Here is an 18,516-nt window from a genome sequence, read left to right as displayed (position 1 = left end):
GCTATTAATAAATGACAAGTATATGAAATTGGTTTTACCTAGTTTAAAAAAGAAATTATAATGAAAATATGGAGGCTAAGAATATGAAGATTAATAATGAATGTTGTTGTGGATGCAAAACAGAAAAGCCGGATCAAATTAAAGACAATTGTCCTTTATGTAATAATGAAGGGATTTCCGTTAGTAAAGTAACTGTTGAACATCTAGTGGTAGATGATTATCGTAATGCTGTTAACGGAGATCAATATAAGATTTGCATGAACGAGGACTGCGACGTTGTTTACTATAACTTAGATAATGAAATAAAATTCTTGAAAGACCAAGTTAGAGTTCCTATCTGGTTTAAGAAAGATGCAGATCCTAAGTATGCTTGTTATTGTAGCGAAGTCACAGAAAATCAGGTAATTGAAGCAGTTGTAAAGCATGGCGCGAAATCCGTAAAAGAAGTAAATGCCATCACTGGGGCAATGAAAAATTCTAATTGTAAAGAAAACAATCCGTTGGGAGTTTGTTGTCATAAGATTATTCAGGAAGCTATCGATAAAGGCTTGAAAATGAAATAATTACAGTCGATATGTTCCTACAAACGAGAGCCAATCTTTGATATGTTTCCATCTACGAGCGTGGATATGTTCCCCATAACCATAGGGGTTGAGAATGCAGTTTTGATAGCTATCAAGGCAACTCGACACACGTTGAAGCAGCAATTCTGATGACGTATTGTGGTTTGGACAAGGAATAATAGGAGTCAACCACAACATGTAGTGGTTTGAGTACGAAAATCGGGTCAAAAACAGGCTAAAAAATACCGTTTTTTGACCCTTTTAAATAGGGCATTTGACAGATGACATTTGATGTTTCGGGATTAAAAATCCATAGGGTGAGGTAGATTAGCACAGAACTTTATTGAATAGAGAAATTAAAAGTGATATAATCAGTTGCATAAGGAGGAGTTAAATATGTGTACATGTATTGCAGTAGTAGATATTACTTTATCTCATTTATAATGAAAAAAATTAAAGGAGGTAAAGGTATGGGTATGTTTTCTATATTTGTTATTGAGAAATTTAATTATCAACTAAACCAAAAATAATTGGTTATAATGAGCTCTTAAGATTAGTTCATTATAACCGGCAAGGAGAAGGTTATAATGAAACAGAAAAACCCGAAAAATACGCAAAATTTCATTACATCTAAAAAGCATGTAAAGGAAATATTAAAATATACGAATATCAATAAACAAGATAAAATAATAGAAATTGGGTCAGGAAAAGGACATTTTACCAAGGAACTTGTGGAAATGAGTCAACGGGTGAATGCTATAGAGATTGATGAAGGTTTATGTCATGCCACGAAAAAAGCAGTTGAACCTTTTCAGAATATAAAAGTTATTCATGAGGATATTTTGAAGTTTAGCTTTCCTAAAAATACAGACTATAAAATATTTGGTAATATTCCCTACAATATTAGTACTGATATTGTAAAAAAGATTGCTTTTGATAGTCAAGCGAAATATAGCTACCTTATTGTAGAGAGGGGATTTGCTAAAAGGTTGCAAAATACCCAACGAGCTTTAGGTTTGCTGTTAATGGTGGAAATGGATATAAAAATTCTTAAAAAAGTGCCACGAGCATATTTTCACCCTAAGCCTAATGTAGATTCTGTATTGATTGTACTTGAAAGGCATAAACCATTTATTTTAAAGAAGGACTACAAAAAGTATAGATTTTTCGTTTATAAATGGGTAAACAGGGAATATCATGTTCTTTTTACTAAAAATCAATTAAGACAGGTGCTGAAGCATGCGAATGTTACTGATCTTGATAAATTATCCAATGAACAATTTTTGTCTGTTTTCAATAGTTACAAATTATTTCAATAAATTAAAAATAATTAAGCGTTCTCTAACTTTAAGAGAACGCTTAATCTTATTACATTGAAAAATGCATTCTATTATTTTCAATTATTATGATATAACATAACTATCATTTTACTTATTTGCATATTTGCACGAAAATATAGTTATCGACGACTATTCTGATAATAGCAACTAATATAGTCAATGATAACTCAAAATTTATTGATATAGTAGGTATATGTGCAACTAATTAATGAAGAAATAATATTTAAAGGAATTTGAAATGTAGCAAATAGATGTATTAGAATATCTGATATTCTAATACATCTATTTGTATATAAATCAAGATTAAATATCGAGAATATGGTGGCGAAGTTTAGGTCAACTAAAGACCAATAAACTTCGTCATTTTTTTATGCTTAAAAATAGAAAGAAAGGATTGGGAACAATGTCAAAATTATTTATGTATGGTACATCCTTGGAAGGAATAGAGCAATTGATGGTTATGGTTCCAAATTTCCAGCCAAGAGGAAATGGAATAATCATCAATAATTATTTTAATTGCCAAGGGGGTGATGGAGATTGCAAGATTGGTGTGATTAATGTTGATGATGATTGTAAGGAGTGTGGACACATTGGTTCAAACTTCAAAATCAATGTGGATAGATGTAGATATAAGGATCTAGTCAGAGAGTGCTTTGGAAAGATAAATAATTATTATTTAAAGGAAAGATTAGAAAGTCTAGCAAATAATTTCAAGGGGGAAATCTTTTTAAATCATAACCACAAAGAAAGATTCTATAATTTTCTTCGAAACCAAGATCTAGATATTCATGATATATCCCCAAGATTTATTGCTATCCTATTTTTACTTACTGCCGATGAAAATCTATGGAAGGTTTCTGAAAATCATATTTTAAATGTTAAGTTTGGCTTAAAACAAATATGTCTTCGGGATATAGATACCAATGGCTATGCCTTATACCAAACTGCAAAGACCCTATCAACTGGAAAGGAGTGTATAAGAATCAATGAGCTAGCAGATAGGGAATTAATAGATGACTATATATTTAAATCAATAATTAACTCTGCCTTAATCAATAGATACGGGACAGAGTTATTTTTAATTAATAAATAGAATGGAGGAAAAAGATTGAATATAACTATTAAAAAATCAAGGGATGATGATAAAAGAAAAACCATATGGATTCCAATGGAGGAAGATAAACTACAAGAGGTATGCAATGAATTAGGAATAGAAATGAGTACAAGGTCAAACTGTTATATAGAAGGCAGTAGGGATGAAAGATTTTCAAATATACTGGCTGATAAAAATGTAAATATAGATGAACTAAACTATTTAATGAAAAGATTTGATGGGTTCAGTCCAAGGGAAATAGAAAAGTTTTGTGCTGCGACCTTTACAGAAGAACCTAATACAATGGCAGATTTAGTAAGCCTAAGTTTCAACTTGCATTGCTATAGCCTTATAAATAACTTCAGCGATTTTGATAAGCTAGGCAAGGATCTATATTAAACTGAGAAAATGGCAGTAGCAACTAAAGAATTAGATGAACTAGATGGAGAAGAATATGCAATGGAAGTAATAAAAAACAATAAAAGTGCTAGAGTAACTCCTTATTTCGTCTTTTGACTCATCAAGTATTTTTAATATTCTTGGTGCCTATTTTTGTATTAAATGTAATAAATGAAAAGTTTATATGTATACAGAAAGACTATATGGTAATATATTCAATTAACGAGAAAAAGAATATTAGAAAGATATTTTATATTATTTTGGGGACTGAATTAATATTTTATATTTTGGGACAAATTTTTTTTCAAGGAATTAATTATTTTATAACAGGTGAAGTGTATTTAATTAGTATTAAGTTTAATGTATTAACAATTTTAGAAATTCTATCTGCAAGTTATATAGTTCTATCTATTTTATTACTATTAAAAAAGGATTTGTTTACTTATATAAACTATTACATTTTATTAATGGTACTTTTAGTAGTTAATAGTGGATATATTACATTTCCGATGACTATAAAAGTTTTAAGTTTACTACAACATGATTATATAAAACTACTACTATCAAGAACATTTTTGTTTTTGTTAACCTTCTTTATTTTTAAAATGTCTCTTAAAAGATATAGTAGTAAATTTTATGGTGGATAATAATGGATAAATTGGCATATATTGGAGTTATAAATCATGATGAAAATGTTGAATATCCATTAAATTTTTCCAGTGATGGTATTTATGAAGTTGTTTGTAAATTTAATGGTGGATGTGAAATAAAAATCAAATCAAGTAATTATATAGATGCTCATGAAATTCATAAAGATTATTATAAATTTCACATTAATGTTTTTCTGCCAATTATTGGACTAATAGGTTTAGTATATGGGGTAAAGGAAAAGGATAAGTTGTTTATGGCATTAAATATCCTTTTGATTTTATTACTTCCTATAACAATGTTCGTAGGTCATCTAGTAGGATCTCCTTAAGTAATATAATAAGCTTAGAGTAAAATTTTGTAAATAATCTTAAAAAGATATAAGTTTATCTGCTTATAGCATTTTATCTCTCCACTTCCTTCCCATAAGTGATTTTCATAGTTTTTCCTATACTGAAAAAGGTCAGAAAATTCTTCTTTATTCAAAGAATGCTCTTGCATAAGGGTATTCTTTTTTATTGCAACTTATCGAGTCTGATTAATATTTCTTTTATGTTTGGTAATATTTTATAGATTTCTAAAATTTCATTAGTAGCTATTTTATAAATAGAAAGTTCGATATAATACTCATCTACAAATTGCTTGTCTTCAGGATTTTTCTTATGGTATTTATAGATTTCACGATACTTATTTATAGTATTTATATTTTCCATATCTTGAGATAAACTCTTCATTTCAGTTTCAATCTTCTTTATTTTATCCAACAAGTCTTGTCTATCATCAGCAGATTTTTTGATTAGATCATCTAGTTGAGTGATTGAATTAATTCCTTGTTCTCTAAGTTTAATTATTGAATCAGCCATTGTTTTGATATTGTGTTTTCTTGCCCAAACTTCGTAACCTTTAGAGGATTGTGCTTTTTCATTAGTAGATATATCAATAACATTTCCTACTCGTTTTTTAATAGGATTAGCTTTATTTTTGATAGCTAAATCTATTCTTTCTTTGATTTTTTCTTCAGTATAATCTTCTCCGATAGTCTTCGATCTTGTAAATCTTTGCTTATCTTTATGACGAAAAGCAATGTGTTTACAAAACTTAATTTCATAATCAAGAGACTTCATATTTTCTAAAAACTCTTCCCACGTTTTAGACTTATTAATCATTCTATCTATATCAAATTGCAGTTTAGACTTCCAAGAATTTCCTTTCTTATTTTGGTCATATTCGTACCAAGACTTACCAGCAGTTTTATATTTTCTTTTGTAAGCTTCATAGTATTCATCAATGACTGTAAGCTTATTTTCTTTACATAATTCGTCACTTTGATACCTAATTTTATGGTAAGTTTTTTTGTTAGATTGGTAGCATTTACCAGTCTTGTAATTAACATTATTAAAAATAATATGGTTATGGATATGCCCTCTATCTACATGAGTTGCAAGAACAAATTCATAATTTTCTTTTAAAATTTTCTTACATAATTCCATTCCAATTTCGTGAGCTTTTACAGGATCAACCTCTCCTGGTAGAAAAGATTGGATTAAATGTCTAGCCAAAACTGTACCTTTAGTATCATTGTCTTCTCGTGTTTTTATAAACTGAATATGGGCAGTAGATGGATGACATTTGAATGAAGATACTAAGATTTTTTCATCAGTTTTTTCGCTCTTAGTAATGTAATCTATTGCCAAATTTAGAGTTGATTTTATAGGATGTATTTTTGTAATTGCCATACTAATCACCAGAATTTTCTTTTGATTTATTTAAAAGTAGGGAATGGATCTGCCATATTTCTCTTGATAAATTTTCTATCTGATTATTCATAGATTCAATTTCATTCTTGTAAATAACACCAGTTGTATTAGTAGCTTTTGCAATCTTGTTTATGTTATTTGTTGCATTTGAAGGTAGCCATTGGAGATTTCTAAATGGTTCTAAATCTACTACATAAATTTCTTTTTCCAATACGCATTTTCTAAGAAAGTGAGACATAGTTTTGCAATTTGCAAGTTTCATTTTCTTTTCAAAAATTTCTTTTTCTTCATCTGTTAAATATATTTTTAGTTGATTTTTTGAATTTTTTATAAAGAGATATTTTTAAAATATAAAAGACCATAACAACTAAGTTACAGTCTAATTTTTTATCCAAATACAAACCACTTGGAACTATCATTCAGTTTATTCTTTTTAGCTTCTAGTACCATTTGAGTACCAGTAGCTATTTTACATTTTCTTTATAGCTTGCAATCAAGCCATTTTATAAATTTTTGTAACTATTTCCATTCTTCTTTTCCAAACGTCCGATATATCCCAAACCATTCAAAATACTAGGTTCTATTTTTCAGAGTACCATTAAATCCACCTAATTATAGGACGTTTTCAAATTTTTAGTCCCGTCCCAATCCCAGTACCGGAGAAATATTGTTTTAATATAATATCTCTTTTTGTCTTCTAAGCTCTTAAAAGCAAAAGAACAAGTAAAGAGTCAAGATAGGGATAAAAAGTCCATATTAGGGCAAATAAAAAACTTTAAGACAGATGCCAAAGCTAAGTCAAATAAGGAAAGACCATAGCAAAGGGGCAGAGAGATAAATATCGACATTCTTATAACTGCCTTTATTTTTTTGTCTATAAATAACTTGAGCATAAAGTATATTTTAGGCAAAAAAGAACAAATAAAACAAGATAGAACAGTAAATGATAGATAATTGTTACCAGAATGATACTGGAAATAGTTTAAAATAATTTCAAAAGTGGTATAATTTCTATATAGAAATTACTTTGAGGTGAATTTATGGATTTAAAAAGAGCAATTATGGAACTACAATGTGAAATGGTGGCAGAAAGGAATTCAGTCAATCCCAAAAATATATCGTGGTTACAATATGATATATTAAGTCAGATAAAAAAACTAGAAAAAATATTACCCTCAGATTTAAGTATTATTTTAGAAATATCAAGAACAAAACTATCAAAAGCTTTAAAAGGTCTAAAATCTAAGGGATATATTGCACAATTTCCTAATAAATTAGATGGCAGAGAGCTATATACTACACTTACTAATGCAGGAAACAAACTTCTTGAGGACATAGCAAAAAAACATACTTCTATTTTTGAAATTGCGTCTAAATCTTTTACAAAAGAAGAGCAAAAAGACTTTATACGACTATCAAATATACTATCTAATGAATTGAGAAAAAAGAGACTAGAGAAAGATGAATGATTTCATTTATGTAGAAAAGGCTAGAACAAACAACTTAAAAAATATTACTATAAAAATTCCTAAGCATCGAATTGTTGGTGTTACTGGAGTTTCTGGCTCAGGAAAATCTTCATTCGTATTTGATACGATTGCAGCAGAGTCTCAACGACTATTGAATGAAACATATTCCGCATATGTTCAAAACTTACTTTCTAAATATAAAAAGCCAGATGTTGATTCGATATCTAATCTTCCAGTTTCTTTAGTTATTGATCAAAGGAGGATTAGTGGAAATTCAAGGTCAACAGTTGGGACAGTTACCGATATATATTCAGACTTGAGATTACTTTATTCAAGACTTGCTAAACCTTTCATCGGATATTCTATGAAGTATTCCTTTAACAATCCTGAAGGAATGTGTAAAAATTGCCAAGGATTAGGTGTTATTCGAGAAATAGATATCAATAGATTAATTGATGTTAATAAATCCTTAAATGACAATGCCATAAAATTTCCTACATTTCAAAATGGAGGATGGAGATTAACCCGTTATACAGAATCAGGCTATTTTGATAATGATAAAAAATTATCTGATTATACTAAAGAAGAATTAGACATGCTTTTAAATTCGCCAAAAATTAAGCCTAAAAATCCTAGTAAGAACTGGCATAAGACAGCTAAGTATTATGGAATTATTCCTCGTATTATGGAGACTTTTGTCAATGGTCAAGATCCTCAATATCAAGAAGATTTAAAAAGGATTTTAATAACAAAGACTTGTCCAGTATGTCATGGAGCAAGACTTAACAATGAAGTTCTAAGTGCCAAGATAAAGGATAAGTCCATTGCAGACTGTTCTAATATGGATATTAGTAGTTTGTATGAGTTTATAGATGGCATTAAAGAAGATAAAGTTAATGAGATTATAAAAGCATTGAAAGAAAAGTTAACCAGCCTTTTCCTTGTTGGCTTAGATTATTTAAAAGTAAATCAAGGAACAAAACCCTATCTGGTGGTGAATCTCAAAGAATAAAAATGGTTAAATATCTTAACAGCTCACTATCAGATGTTCTCTATATTTTTGATGAACCAAGCGTAGGTCTTCATCCAGAAGATATTAAGGGAATAACAAATATTTTTAAGGGTCTAAAAGATAAAGGGAATTCTGTTTTGTTTGTCGATCATGACCAAGACATGATAAAATGCTCAGATGAAATTATAAATTTTGGAGAAGGCGCAGGAGCAGATGGTGGTAAGGTTACCTTTCAGGGTTCTTACAAAGACTTATTAAAATCCAATACTATAACTGCTAAAGCATTTACAAAAGATCATCAAATTAATAAGAGTAGAAAAAATTTCAAAGGATATTATACTTTAGAAAATGTGTCGAAAAATAACATAAAGAATATATCGGTGAAAATTCCTGAAAATGCGATAACCCTTGTAACTGGTCTTGCAGGTTCAGGTAAAAGTACCTTAATAAGAGAAATCTTTACAAGTAAATATCCAGAGTCTATTGTTTTAGACCAGAATCTGCCACAGGCATCGAGTCGGTCAAATATTATCACTTATTTAAATATATATGATGAAGTCAAGAAACTCTTTGCAAGAGAAAATAAAGTGAATAAAAATCTCTTTTCAGTAAGAGGAAAAGGTGCTTGCCCGGAATGTAAGGGAAAAGGAACGATAAGCCTTGATTTAGCTTATTTGGGAGACTCTGAACACATATGTGAAAAGTGTGGTGGTAAGGGATTTAATGATAAAACTCTTTCGTATAAATATAAAGGTAAAGATATTAGTGAGATATTTGATTTGTCAGTCAAAGATGCTAAAGAAATATTTTTTGATAATTCCAAAATAAGTTTAGTTTTAAATTCCCTAATGAAATCAAATTTGTCATATATTAAACTTGGACAGACCTTAGATACTTATTCAGGAGGAGAACTTCAAAGATTAAAAATTGCTCAAATGCTTAATAAAAAAATAGAGGGAATCATTATCCTAGATGAACCAACAACAGGACTTCATGAAGCAGATATTGATAAGTTAATGGACCTAGTTCATGATTTGGTAAGAGTTGGTAATACGTTAATAATTATAGAGCATAATTTATCAGTAATAAGTCAAGCAAATTGGATAATAGATCTGGGTCCTAAAGGAGGTAATCTTGGAGGGAAATTATTATTTCAGGGTTACCCAATAGATTTTATTAGATGCACAGAATCTTATACTTCTAAGAATTTAATAAAGTTTGTGGAGATTTATTAAACTAAGGTACTCTCTTAGTATAAAAGAAATAGATTTATTAATAATGAGTGATGTAAATAAAAGATAAATGAAAGTAAATGAAAACAGATAAAATAGGAGAAAAAATTCTCCTATTTTTAGAATTTAAAATGGTAAAACCTTGAGTGTAAAATTTAAAAATTTTCTCATTTTTATGTTTTTTCCATCTTCCCTCACGGTTATCGCAGTGTCAAAAAATTTCCCTAAATTGACAAAAATAGTTTGCGAGGTTTCATCGCTTCTGACAAAAACTTGATACAAAAAAGGCAAGATTGATGCACGAATCCCCTGATGATTGTATATGTCATTTGTGATAGTTTTAGTCAAAGATTCTGCTATTTCTGTTATTTGTGTATTCTTTACATCAAATCCTATTTTGTTTCCCAAATTCCAGAGTGCAATGTACTCTTTTGAGGGTCTTTCCTCGTCATAGTTATTCTCAATAATCAGGTTCGCTATTTCAATGAAATCGTCTTTAAAAGTAGATATTACATTAGGATTTGTTAAATTCTTTAAATCGTTTATTAAGTTTTCTAATTTCGATGTGGTTGCTTTTTGAATTGCCCTTTTTTGGACACTTTCGAGGCATCTACGAGCTTTTTCCTCATCTACCTCTAGTTCCATTATTTTTTGCAAAAAACTATCTCGCTCATTGTGAATTGCCTCAACCAATCCTGCTGTGGTCATTTCGTTACTTTCACATATTTCCTTTAGGCTGGTATCACTTGTCTGAAACACATTGAATCGCCTATCCGTTTGCTGAATTTGCAAGGGTGTGTCGGAGTTACTAAAAAAAATGAAATTCGTATAGTTAGGGGCATCTCTACAATCTTGGTATTTTTGTTCGATTGAATAGAATGGGTCTGTGATCCAAGACTTGAGTCGCTCCGAACTCGAATTTGAATCCTTTCGATGATCTACCTTTACCTCATTACAACAAGCAAGCAGTGTGTTTTCTATGCCTCGTGGGGTGAATTTTGAATCCAAATTCTGTTGATACAAAGTCATTGTATTTTTTTGGCCGAATGCATACCTTACGATTTCCTCAAAAAATACCCCCTTCCCTGTGCCTTGAATCCCGTAAAGTAGGATTGCTGTGCCTGTTTTTTGTCGCTTTTGTAAAATGTAAGCAAACCAATTGAGAAAATACTCAAGGTCGTCTTTTTCCGGAAACAGATTTCCTAACAAAAGGTCTATATTTGGGTGTTTATCTAGTTTTTTTATACTTTTTGATTCGTATTTTTTATAGAAGCTTGATTTTTCATATAGATTTATTTCATATTCATTGTTTTGGTTGAATTTTATTTTTTCATTTGAGAATGGATCAAATAAAAATCTCGCTGACCCAATATATTGTTTATCCTCTCTTATTTTTGATCTAGATATAGGCACATATCGCTCTGTTTTTGCGTCAAATTCAACCAGTGCAGCCTTCATTTCACTATCGGAAGTGATGTCCCTCATAATTTGGACAAAATCTACAACATTAACACTGTTTTTAATAAAATCATATTGAACAAACTTTGAAATAGAATTATCGAAAAAATATCCAAATTTTCTCGATATAATAGGCAAATTTAGGTCTATTTCAGCTATTTTTGTTAAAATATCAGTGTTGTTTTTAGGGGTGGTTTTTAAGGCGGCCACCCCTTCTTTAATTAAACTTTCAGGTAATTTATAGTTTTTACTCATTTTATTTCCTTTTTTAATAGGTTTATTTTAAAAAATTAAGCGTGAAACTTAAAAACACATACTATTTAACTATGCTATTATTTTAGCCTTAAAATTCAAAATTTTACACTTTTTCCTCCTTTTGTCAAAGTTTTCTTAAAGTATGAAAATACCATTTTAAGGGCATTTACTCCTTTGTAACCGAGTGCCACCGTATGTAACCTGAATGCACACCACACTATGCCCTTAAAATGGGGTTGCCACCACGCACACCACGTAATCACTAAAAAAAGTTTTTTTTATTTTCATTTTTTTTGATTTTTTGGTCCGTGAAACTTAAACGAAATAGAGTGCTTTTTATTTGACACTTAAAAGTAAAAAAGGTATAATTAGTGCAACTTTTTGGGTCTTTGAGGGTGGCTACACCCTCTTTAAAATATATCAAAGCCCAATCCTTTCAGATATTGAATCCATTTTTCATTTGCAGCTCGACCCCTTGATAGGCTACTAGATCGGTTATAAACTCCCTCTACTCCCTTTTTTGCGTGTCCAAGGCATATCTCTACTGCTCGATCATTTATTCCAATCTCGTTCGCAAAACTGCTAAATACACTTCGCAAACTATGAAAATTTAAGTATTTCTTTTTTCCTGTTATGTAACTCGACTTAAATTTTGTTTTGATGCAATAATTTGGAGTGTTTTCAGGCATTATTTTTTCTGGATTATCAGAGAATATATAACCACCATTATCAAGTGTTTTAAGCCATTCTCCAAACTCAAAAGCAATGCCGAAGTATTTATCGGGATCCCCTTCGTGTCCTTGCTTGTATTTTTCACCTACTATCCTAACAACATATTCATCCTTAATTTGAGTTAAATTTTCGCATATTTCGAACTCCCTTGCGTTCCTAGAGCGTAAAGGCAGGCAGAGGTCAAACGCAAATAGATTCCTAAGTGGGACTGATTCAATGCCCTTAATAAAATTTATTAATTCCACAAGACCCTCCTCAAATAAAGGGTTAAGGCTTGAATGACTACCAATTTTGGGGGTAAAATTCAGCCTCATGCTTTCTCTCGTTGGAACAGGGCTATACTGGATTACTCCACGTGATATGGCTATTCCAAATATTGCTCGCAACATTTGGACTGATTTCATCATTACACTATGTTCACCCTTCAAGTACATTTTTTCAATTAGCTTGTAGATTTCTGGGGGCTGAATGCTTGCTATATCTCTATCTATTAGTGGTTCAAATTTTGCCAAATACTGTCGATATCGCTGGATTGTCCTAAACTTAACAACAGTTTGTTTTTTCTTAACAAACTCATTGTAAAAATCCAATAAAGTATGATTTTTTTCAAGTCCAGCACCAGCAATTTGGACTGCAAGCTCTGGGGTAATGTCTGGGTGGCGACCAATAGTCCTTCTTGTGTCTTTACCACCTACTGTTTCTCGAACGAAGTATATTTTGGAAAACTCCCCATTTTTCAAGGGCTTAACCTCTAGGTATAGCTTCGGAGCTATCCGTTTTTTTAGTGGTTTGTCGATTCCCTCGACTGCGATAAATTCAATCATTTTAGGTCCTTTTTTTTATCTTTAATTATGACGTACCAGATTTAAAAAATCTAGTTAAAAAACCTAAACGCTTACAAATTTGAGAATTTTTGTGCTTTTTTTAAAAAAAAGCTCCCAAAATGACTCCCATTTTATTCTTTTTTGTTGAATTTTTTACTGAAAGAAGATAGCAAAATGCCTAAAATGGCCGTGCGTATTTTTACATGGCGGACAGAGAGGGATTTGAACCCTCGAGCCCAGGTTATGAGCTGCACCCTTAGCAGGGGTGTGGTTTCGACCACTCACCCATCTATCCAAAAAAATAAGATTATAATTATATCCATTAATTTCTGATATATTGCTTAAATTCCAAAAATCATCTAAAATTTAACTCTTTTAACTCTCCTACGATATCACCAAATAAAATAACATCTTTTAAAATAGCTTTTGTTGCGTATCCATTTTCATCCAAAGCAAGATGGAGCTCACCTCTTTTTGATGAGAAAATCCTTTGATTTATAAAAACTATATAAGGTTGATATTTAGTATCTAGCTCGTTTTGAAGGCGTGATTTTTGTTTGTCTTGTGGAATTTTGATCTCAATTAATCCATCTTTGTCTTTTGCTCCAGCTACAACTAAGGCAAAGTGCAAATGAGTAGTTTTTATTTTTGAGAAATTAAAAAACAAAGTAAGCAAATCATTTTGTGAGTAGTAATCTAAAATCCTTTCATCTGTTTTTTCGAGACTCTTATCATCTCCCTTGTACCTTACAAATTTGATCTTTTTACCAAACTCGTCAAATTCATAATTTTTCTTGCTTATTATTTGCTTACCTTTTTTATTTCTCCTAGTTTCTTGTGTATAAAATTTAGGGATTAAATAATTTTTATAAATAGTTCCATAGCTATAAAAATATTCCCTTCTATCGCCACTTAAACTATTTGCAAGTCCAGTTGTTTTAGCATCCATATAAATTTCATAAGTGGCGTTATTTTCATATTTTATAAGTTTTGTTTTTGCCTCTCCTACTTTGCCAAATATTCCAAATTTAACATTATAAGTAGCTAATATCTCACTACTAAAAACAAAATTAGCAAAAATAAAAATAAAGGCTAAAGCTCTCATTTATCTACTTTATCCAAAACTCCATTTATAAATTTTGGCGAGGTATCACTTCCCATCTCTTTTGCAAGCTCAATCGCTTCATTTATAGCAACTGCTTTATCAATATCACTAAATTTAATTTCATAAGCTCCAAGTCTTAAAATAGCTCTTTCAACTTCGCCTATTTCATTCATTTTGTATTCATTCAAATGCTCATTTAAAACATCATCAAGAGTATTTAAATTTGACAAAATTCCACTTATCAATTCTTCAGTAAAAATTTTTTGTTTATTTCTTATCTTTTTACTCTCTAAAAACTCATTTTTAAACTCATCATTTTCACCATTTATATCTCTTGCATAAAGAAGCGATACAACAGCTTGTCTTACTTGGTGTCTTGTAGCCATTTACTCTCCTAAATTTTCATACAAACTAAGAAGTTCTATTAGTCCACTCATAGCTTCAAAGCCTTTATTTCCAGCTTTGCTTCCAGCTCTTTCAATGGCTTGTTCTATCGTGTCTGTTGTAAGCACTCCAAAGGTTACAGGCATATTATATTTTAAAGTAACATTTGCAATACCTTTTGTAGTTTCTGCACTTACATAATCAAAATGAGGAGTAGAACCCCTAATTACCGCTCCAACACAACAAACTGCGTCAAATTTTTTACTTTCTAATACTTTTTGCAATGCAAATGGTATCTCAAAAGCTCCTGGAACCAAAATAAGGCTTAAATTTTCATCTTTTCCGCCATGTCTTAAAAAGGCATCTTTTGCCCCCTCAACCAATCTATCGGTTATAATATGATTAAATCTTGAGCTAATGATTGCAACTTTTTTACTACCATCAATGCTGAGTTTTCCCTCTATGATTTTCATTTTTTTCCTTTTTTATAAAATTTTTAACATTATAACACTAAATACTATTAAAGCTAAATAAAAAGCTTTTTTAAAATTAAATTTCTCATTATCAAAAACTATGCCAATTCCTACTGCCCCTATTGCTCCAATTGCCGTCCAGATAGCATAAGCTACACTCATTGGCATTGCCTTCATAGCAAATCTTAAAAAAAGAAGTGAAAGACCAAAATTTGCCATAATTACACTAAAAACTATATATTTTCTATATCCTCTAAATTTTGGAAACCTAGAATTTAGAAAAATACCAAAAATTTCCAAAGCACCAGAAATTAAAAGGGCAAAACTATGCATTTTTATTTTCCTTGCTATTTTCTTTATTTAAGCCAAAAATACCGATTAAAAGCGTAATTATACAAAGAGTTCTAATAATATCAAAATTTTTTGTCGCAATTATCTCAGCTACAACAACAAAAAGTGTTCCAAGCCCCACATAAAGAATATATGCAAGACTTGTAGGAAGATGTTTAAATGACTGAATGAAGAAAAATGTACTTGCAAAAACAACAAAAACAGTTAAAATATAATGCAAATTTGTATGTGCAAATTTAAGACCATAAACCCACGCACATTCAAATAAAGCACCTATAATAACAAAAAATAATCCTTTATTTTTCACTTAAAATTTCTCTTATTTTTAGAGTATCATCTACAACTTTTTCAAGTTCACTTAAATTTAGCATATTAGGTCCATCACAAAGTGCTTCGCAAGGATTTAAATGTGTTTCATAAAAAAATCCATCCACGCCAACAGCCGCCGCAGCTCTTGCAAGATATGGGACAAATCTAGCATCACCACCACTTTTTCCATCAAGTCCTCCAGGCATTTGCACGCTATGAGTTGCATCAAAAATTACTGGGGCAAATTCTCTCATTATCGGCAAGCTTCTCATATCTACAACTAAATTTCCATAGCCAAAAGTGCTACCCCTTTCACAAAGCCAAACACCATTGTTTTTAGCCACTTCAAAGCCACTTTCATCAACTCCACGAGTTTCAAGAACTTTTTTAACACTATGCTTCATCTGATCTGGTGCTAAAAATTGTCCTTTTTTGATATTTACAATAGCTTTTGTTTTTGCAGCTGCAACTAATAAATCTGTTTGGCGACATAAAAATGCTGGGATTTGCAAAACATCAGCTACTTCACTTACTGGTTTTGCTTGATAACTTTCATGAATATCTGTTAAAATTTTAAAACCAAACTTGCTTTTAACTTCACTTAAAATTTTAAGTCCCTCTTCAAGCCCTGGACCTCTAAAGCTTTTAATGCTTGTTCTATTTGCCTTATCAAAACTACTTTTAAAATAAAAATCAAGCCTTTTATCTTCATTAAATTTAACAAGCTTATCAGCAACTTTAAATATCAAATCCCTACTTTCAATTACACACGGTCCTGCTATTAAAATCATCTTTTTCCTTTATTTTTGCATGGCGACTATAACGCCACTAACTATAACTAAAATTATACCAAAACCAGCCATTAAATTTGGCAAACTATCGCCCATAATAATTCCGATTATTAAAGTAAAAATTATATCTGAGTATGCAACAGCAGCCACTGTTCCAGCGTGTCTTGAAGCAGCATACGCCTTTGTCATATAAGTTTGAAATAAAAGTCCAAAAACTCCCATTAAGATTATAAAAATCCACATTTTAGGTGTTGGCATTATAAATTTTGCAAATAAAAAATCAAGATAAATAGGCACTGTAAAAAACTCAGATGCAACCATACAAAAAAGTGGAACCAAAGTTCCTGAAAGCATAAAAGATAAAACTATTATTTTCGTATCATAAGCTTTTCTTAATTCATGCACGCTCATATAAGCAACTGCTGCTAAAAAACCATTTAAAAGTCCCATAAAATGGTTTTTTGTAAAACCTAAATTTGGCTGCATTATAAAAACTATCCCCAAAAATCCAATAAGTATACCAAACCAAGCCCAAAATCCAAGCTTTTCTTTTAAAAATATAGCTCCAAATAGTCCTAAAAACATAGCTGAAGTTTTAGCAAATGTAAAAGCTTCAGCTAAGCCCATATTAGCAATGTTGTAAAAAAATGCCATCATCGCAATTATCCCTACAAATCCACGCATAAAAAGCAAAAACAAAGCTCCACCTTTGGAGTTATGTCCGTATTTAAAAATAGCCCAAAGAATTATGAATAACCCTACAACATTTCTAAAAAATGAAATTTCAACTGAACTCATCCCACCTCCCAAAGCCTTAGCAAAAGCTCCCGTAAGTGCGAAATAAAATGAGGCTAAAAGCATATAATAAACACCTAAATTTCTTATCAAAAACCTTTTGTTCATAAAACTCTCTCTTTCATAAGTACTATTTTAGTATAATCTTGCTTAACGGCTAATTTAATAAAAACACTTAAAGGCAAATTTATGGATGAAAAAAAAATAAAAAATACAATACTAAAACTTATTAAAATTTTTGCTATTTTTTGCATGAGCTTTGTAATACTTTACTCAGCCGCACTTAGTTTAAGTGATGACAAAGAAATTTTCAATCAAAAACAATTTTTTATCATAAGTGCTATTGTAACGCTAGTTATTTTAACAATTATATTTATTTTTATAAATTTAAGTCCAAAAAAAGATAAAAAAAATATATTAAAGAATGACTCTGGAGATTCACTAAAATTTAAAGATCAAATTAAAGAAAAACTGACTACTTATAAAAAAGATCCATTATATATTAATTTAAGCCTAACTATAAAAGATACATATTCATTAAATTTTGATTATGATTTTACGCTAAACAGTGAAAAAATTAATAAAATTTTTGATTTTATTTATAATAATATAAACTCGGATTTAAAAGAAAATAAAGATGAATTTTTACTAAATTATGAAAAATATTTTCAAAATTATGATTTAAAAAATTCTGAAATTGTGATGTATTTTTCAAATTTAATAGGTCTTTGGGAGAAAATACAAAATTTAATTTTTAAAAAACTTGGTGTAAAAAATAATGATATAAAAAATATAACCAACAAAGTCTGGAATTTATTTATAAAAAACTATATTAATGCATATTCTCCAGCTACCTTAAAAAGACAAAAAGGTCAAGTTGCAATACAAATTTATAAAAACCTGCTTTATGAAATTTTACAAAAAAACTCATTCCAAACAGCAGAAAACCTTCTAGAAAATACAAACAAAGAAAAAAGAAGACAAGTTATTTTTGAAATTTATAATAGTCCAGATAAAGAACTTTTAGAAATTTATTTTTATAACACTTTTTATGTAGGGTCGTTTTTAAAATCTTGGCAAAAAAAACAAATTCTTTTTGAACAAGATAGGCTTTTTTACGATACATTAAATTTTATCTTTAAACAAATGCTTGAAAACTATATTGACAATCCAATTTATTTTAGTAATTTATCACAAAAAGATGCTAAAAATCTATCTAAAACTATCCTAAAAACTGCTCTTTATGAAAGTGGGTTTGTGCCTTTTAAAACACCGCTAAGAAATGGCTTAGAAATTTTAACATACGACAATACCCCTGAATTTTTAGGCTCTTTTGATTTTTATTTAGACCTGTTTTGTTATAAATTTAAAGACAAAAAAGTAGATGATTTTAAACAAATTTGTCAAGAAATTTTAAAAAATGAGTTAAATTTATATAATGCAAACTGGCTTTTGCAAAAAGATGGAGAATTTGGGAAAAAGCTTTTTTATCAAATTTTACCAATTGCACTAAATAAAATTTAGCT

21 protein-coding genes and 1 tRNA gene are annotated in these 18,516 nt (G+C 29.9%); 10 read left to right on the top strand and 12 right to left on the bottom strand.

Translation table 11 applies throughout. The features are described 5' to 3' along the window. Window positions 1-83: 83 nt before the first annotated feature. The 6 genes from O6B72_RS06030 to O6B72_RS06010 all read left to right on the top strand — a co-directional run bounded on the left by O6B72_RS06030 (window position 84) and on the right by O6B72_RS06010 (window position 4,374). Window positions 84-563 (top strand): Csac_0668 family 2Fe-2S cluster-binding (seleno)protein, encoded by a 480-nt coding sequence (locus O6B72_RS06030; protein ID WP_269492552.1) that lies wholly within the window; start codon window positions 84-86, stop codon window positions 561-563. A 404-nt stretch (window positions 564-967) separates the two neighbouring features. After that, on the top strand, window positions 968-1,093 hold the full coding sequence (locus O6B72_RS09580) for an erythromycin resistance leader peptide (protein WP_415271061.1): 126 nt from the start codon (window positions 968-970) through the stop codon (window positions 1,091-1,093). A 57-nt stretch (window positions 1,094-1,150) separates the two neighbouring features. After that, window positions 1,151-1,882: a 23S rRNA (adenine(2058)-N(6))-methyltransferase Erm(A) gene (gene erm(A) / locus O6B72_RS06025; RefSeq protein ID WP_000810833.1), complete on the top strand. Its 732-nt coding sequence runs from the start codon at window positions 1,151-1,153 to the stop codon at window positions 1,880-1,882. A gap of 424 nt (window positions 1,883-2,306) precedes the next feature. After that, window positions 2,307-2,996, top strand: a complete 690-nt coding sequence (locus O6B72_RS06020) for a hypothetical protein (protein ID WP_000039974.1) — start codon at window positions 2,307-2,309, stop codon at window positions 2,994-2,996. 15 nt (window positions 2,997-3,011) lie between these two features. Further along, window positions 3,012-3,395 (top strand): hypothetical protein, encoded by a 384-nt coding sequence (locus O6B72_RS06015; protein WP_001027813.1) that lies wholly within the window; start codon window positions 3,012-3,014, stop codon window positions 3,393-3,395. Window positions 3,396-4,044: 649 nt separating this feature from the next. Next, the gene (locus tag O6B72_RS06010) at window positions 4,045-4,374 is read left to right on the top strand and encodes a hypothetical protein (protein WP_000359188.1); all 330 of its coding nucleotides are present in this window, start codon (window positions 4,045-4,047) and stop codon (window positions 4,372-4,374) included. Window positions 4,375-4,558: 184 nt separating this feature from the next. On the opposite strand, the gene O6B72_RS06005 is transcribed toward O6B72_RS06010, so the two are convergent. Then, complete coding sequence (locus O6B72_RS06005; RefSeq protein ID WP_462898179.1) at window positions 4,559-5,779, bottom strand: relaxase/mobilization nuclease domain-containing protein; 1,221 nt, start codon at window positions 5,777-5,779, stop codon at window positions 4,559-4,561. Between the two features lies 1 nt (window position 5,780). Beyond that, window positions 5,781-6,131 carry a plasmid mobilization protein gene (locus O6B72_RS06000; RefSeq protein WP_269492555.1) on the bottom strand — a complete coding sequence of 117 codons (351 nt, stop codon included), beginning with the start codon at window positions 6,129-6,131 and terminating at the stop codon, window positions 5,781-5,783. Between the two features lie 709 nt (window positions 6,132-6,840). Here O6B72_RS06000 and O6B72_RS05990 point away from each other — a divergent pair. Genes O6B72_RS05990 through O6B72_RS05980 form a run of 3 tightly spaced genes read left to right on the top strand, consistent with a single transcriptional unit; the run spans window position 6,841 to window position 9,516 of the window. Further along, window positions 6,841-7,269 (top strand): MarR family winged helix-turn-helix transcriptional regulator, encoded by a 429-nt coding sequence (locus tag O6B72_RS05990; protein ID WP_269492550.1) that lies wholly within the window; start codon window positions 6,841-6,843, stop codon window positions 7,267-7,269. Next, complete coding sequence (locus O6B72_RS05985) at window positions 7,262-8,281, top strand: excinuclease ABC subunit UvrA (protein WP_269492548.1); 1,020 nt, start codon at window positions 7,262-7,264, stop codon at window positions 8,279-8,281. The genes O6B72_RS05990 and O6B72_RS05985 overlap by 8 nt, the downstream gene beginning before the upstream one ends. 2 nt (window positions 8,282-8,283) lie before the next feature. Then, window positions 8,284-9,516, top strand: a complete 1,233-nt coding sequence (locus tag O6B72_RS05980) for an ATP-binding cassette domain-containing protein (RefSeq protein ID WP_269492546.1) — start codon at window positions 8,284-8,286, stop codon at window positions 9,514-9,516. Window positions 9,517-9,639: 123 nt separating this feature from the next. On the opposite strand, the gene O6B72_RS05975 is transcribed toward O6B72_RS05980, so the two are convergent. The 10 genes from O6B72_RS05975 to O6B72_RS05930 form a co-directional block, all read right to left on the bottom strand. Further along, window positions 9,640-11,226 carry a primase-helicase family protein gene (locus tag O6B72_RS05975; RefSeq protein ID WP_269492544.1) on the bottom strand — a complete coding sequence of 529 codons (1,587 nt, stop codon included), beginning with the start codon at window positions 11,224-11,226 and terminating at the stop codon, window positions 9,640-9,642. Window positions 11,227-11,636: 410 nt separating this feature from the next. After that, on the bottom strand, window positions 11,637-12,782 hold the full coding sequence (locus O6B72_RS05970) for a tyrosine-type recombinase/integrase (protein WP_269492542.1): 1,146 nt from the start codon (window positions 12,780-12,782) through the stop codon (window positions 11,637-11,639). Between the two features lie 204 nt (window positions 12,783-12,986). Continuing rightward, a tRNA-Ser gene (locus O6B72_RS05965) sits at window positions 12,987-13,077 on the bottom strand. A 60-nt stretch (window positions 13,078-13,137) separates the two neighbouring features. Then, complete coding sequence (locus O6B72_RS05960; RefSeq protein ID WP_269492540.1) at window positions 13,138-13,887, bottom strand: DUF3108 domain-containing protein; 750 nt, start codon at window positions 13,885-13,887, stop codon at window positions 13,138-13,140. Further along, window positions 13,884-14,273 carry a transcription antitermination factor NusB gene (gene nusB / locus O6B72_RS05955; protein ID WP_258298773.1) on the bottom strand — a complete coding sequence of 130 codons (390 nt, stop codon included), beginning with the start codon at window positions 14,271-14,273 and terminating at the stop codon, window positions 13,884-13,886. Before nusB ends, O6B72_RS05960 begins: the two co-directional genes overlap by 4 nt. Next, window positions 14,274-14,744 (bottom strand): 6,7-dimethyl-8-ribityllumazine synthase, encoded by a 471-nt coding sequence (ribH, locus tag O6B72_RS05950; RefSeq protein ID WP_024962249.1) that lies wholly within the window; start codon window positions 14,742-14,744, stop codon window positions 14,274-14,276. It abuts the gene before it with no gap. A gap of 12 nt (window positions 14,745-14,756) precedes the next feature. Then, window positions 14,757-15,077 carry a DMT family transporter gene (locus tag O6B72_RS05945; RefSeq protein WP_018712804.1) on the bottom strand — a complete coding sequence of 107 codons (321 nt, stop codon included), beginning with the start codon at window positions 15,075-15,077 and terminating at the stop codon, window positions 14,757-14,759. Next, the gene (locus O6B72_RS05940; protein WP_018712805.1) at window positions 15,070-15,402 is read right to left on the bottom strand and encodes a DMT family transporter; all 333 of its coding nucleotides are present in this window, start codon (window positions 15,400-15,402) and stop codon (window positions 15,070-15,072) included. Before O6B72_RS05940 ends, O6B72_RS05945 begins: the two co-directional genes overlap by 8 nt. Further along, window positions 15,392-16,195, bottom strand: coding sequence for a 3-deoxy-8-phosphooctulonate synthase (kdsA, locus tag O6B72_RS05935; RefSeq protein WP_258298771.1), 804 nt, complete (start codon window positions 16,193-16,195; stop codon window positions 15,392-15,394). Before kdsA ends, O6B72_RS05940 begins: the two co-directional genes overlap by 11 nt. 9 nt (window positions 16,196-16,204) lie before the next feature. Next, window positions 16,205-17,098, bottom strand: a complete 894-nt coding sequence (locus O6B72_RS05930) for a DMT family transporter (protein ID WP_018712807.1) — start codon at window positions 17,096-17,098, stop codon at window positions 16,205-16,207. Window positions 17,099-17,179: 81 nt separating this feature from the next. Between O6B72_RS05930 and O6B72_RS05925 the strand changes: the two genes are divergently transcribed. After that, window positions 17,180-18,514, top strand: a complete 1,335-nt coding sequence (locus O6B72_RS05925) for a hypothetical protein (protein ID WP_156846913.1) — start codon at window positions 17,180-17,182, stop codon at window positions 18,512-18,514. Window positions 18,515-18,516: the final 2 nt, after the last annotated feature.

It is taken from the genome of Campylobacter ureolyticus, from assembly GCF_027277485.1.
GTDB classification, from domain to species: Bacteria; Campylobacterota; Campylobacteria; order Campylobacterales; family Campylobacteraceae; genus Campylobacter_B; species Campylobacter_B ureolyticus_B.
This window is presented reverse-complemented; position numbering and strand designations above follow the sequence as displayed.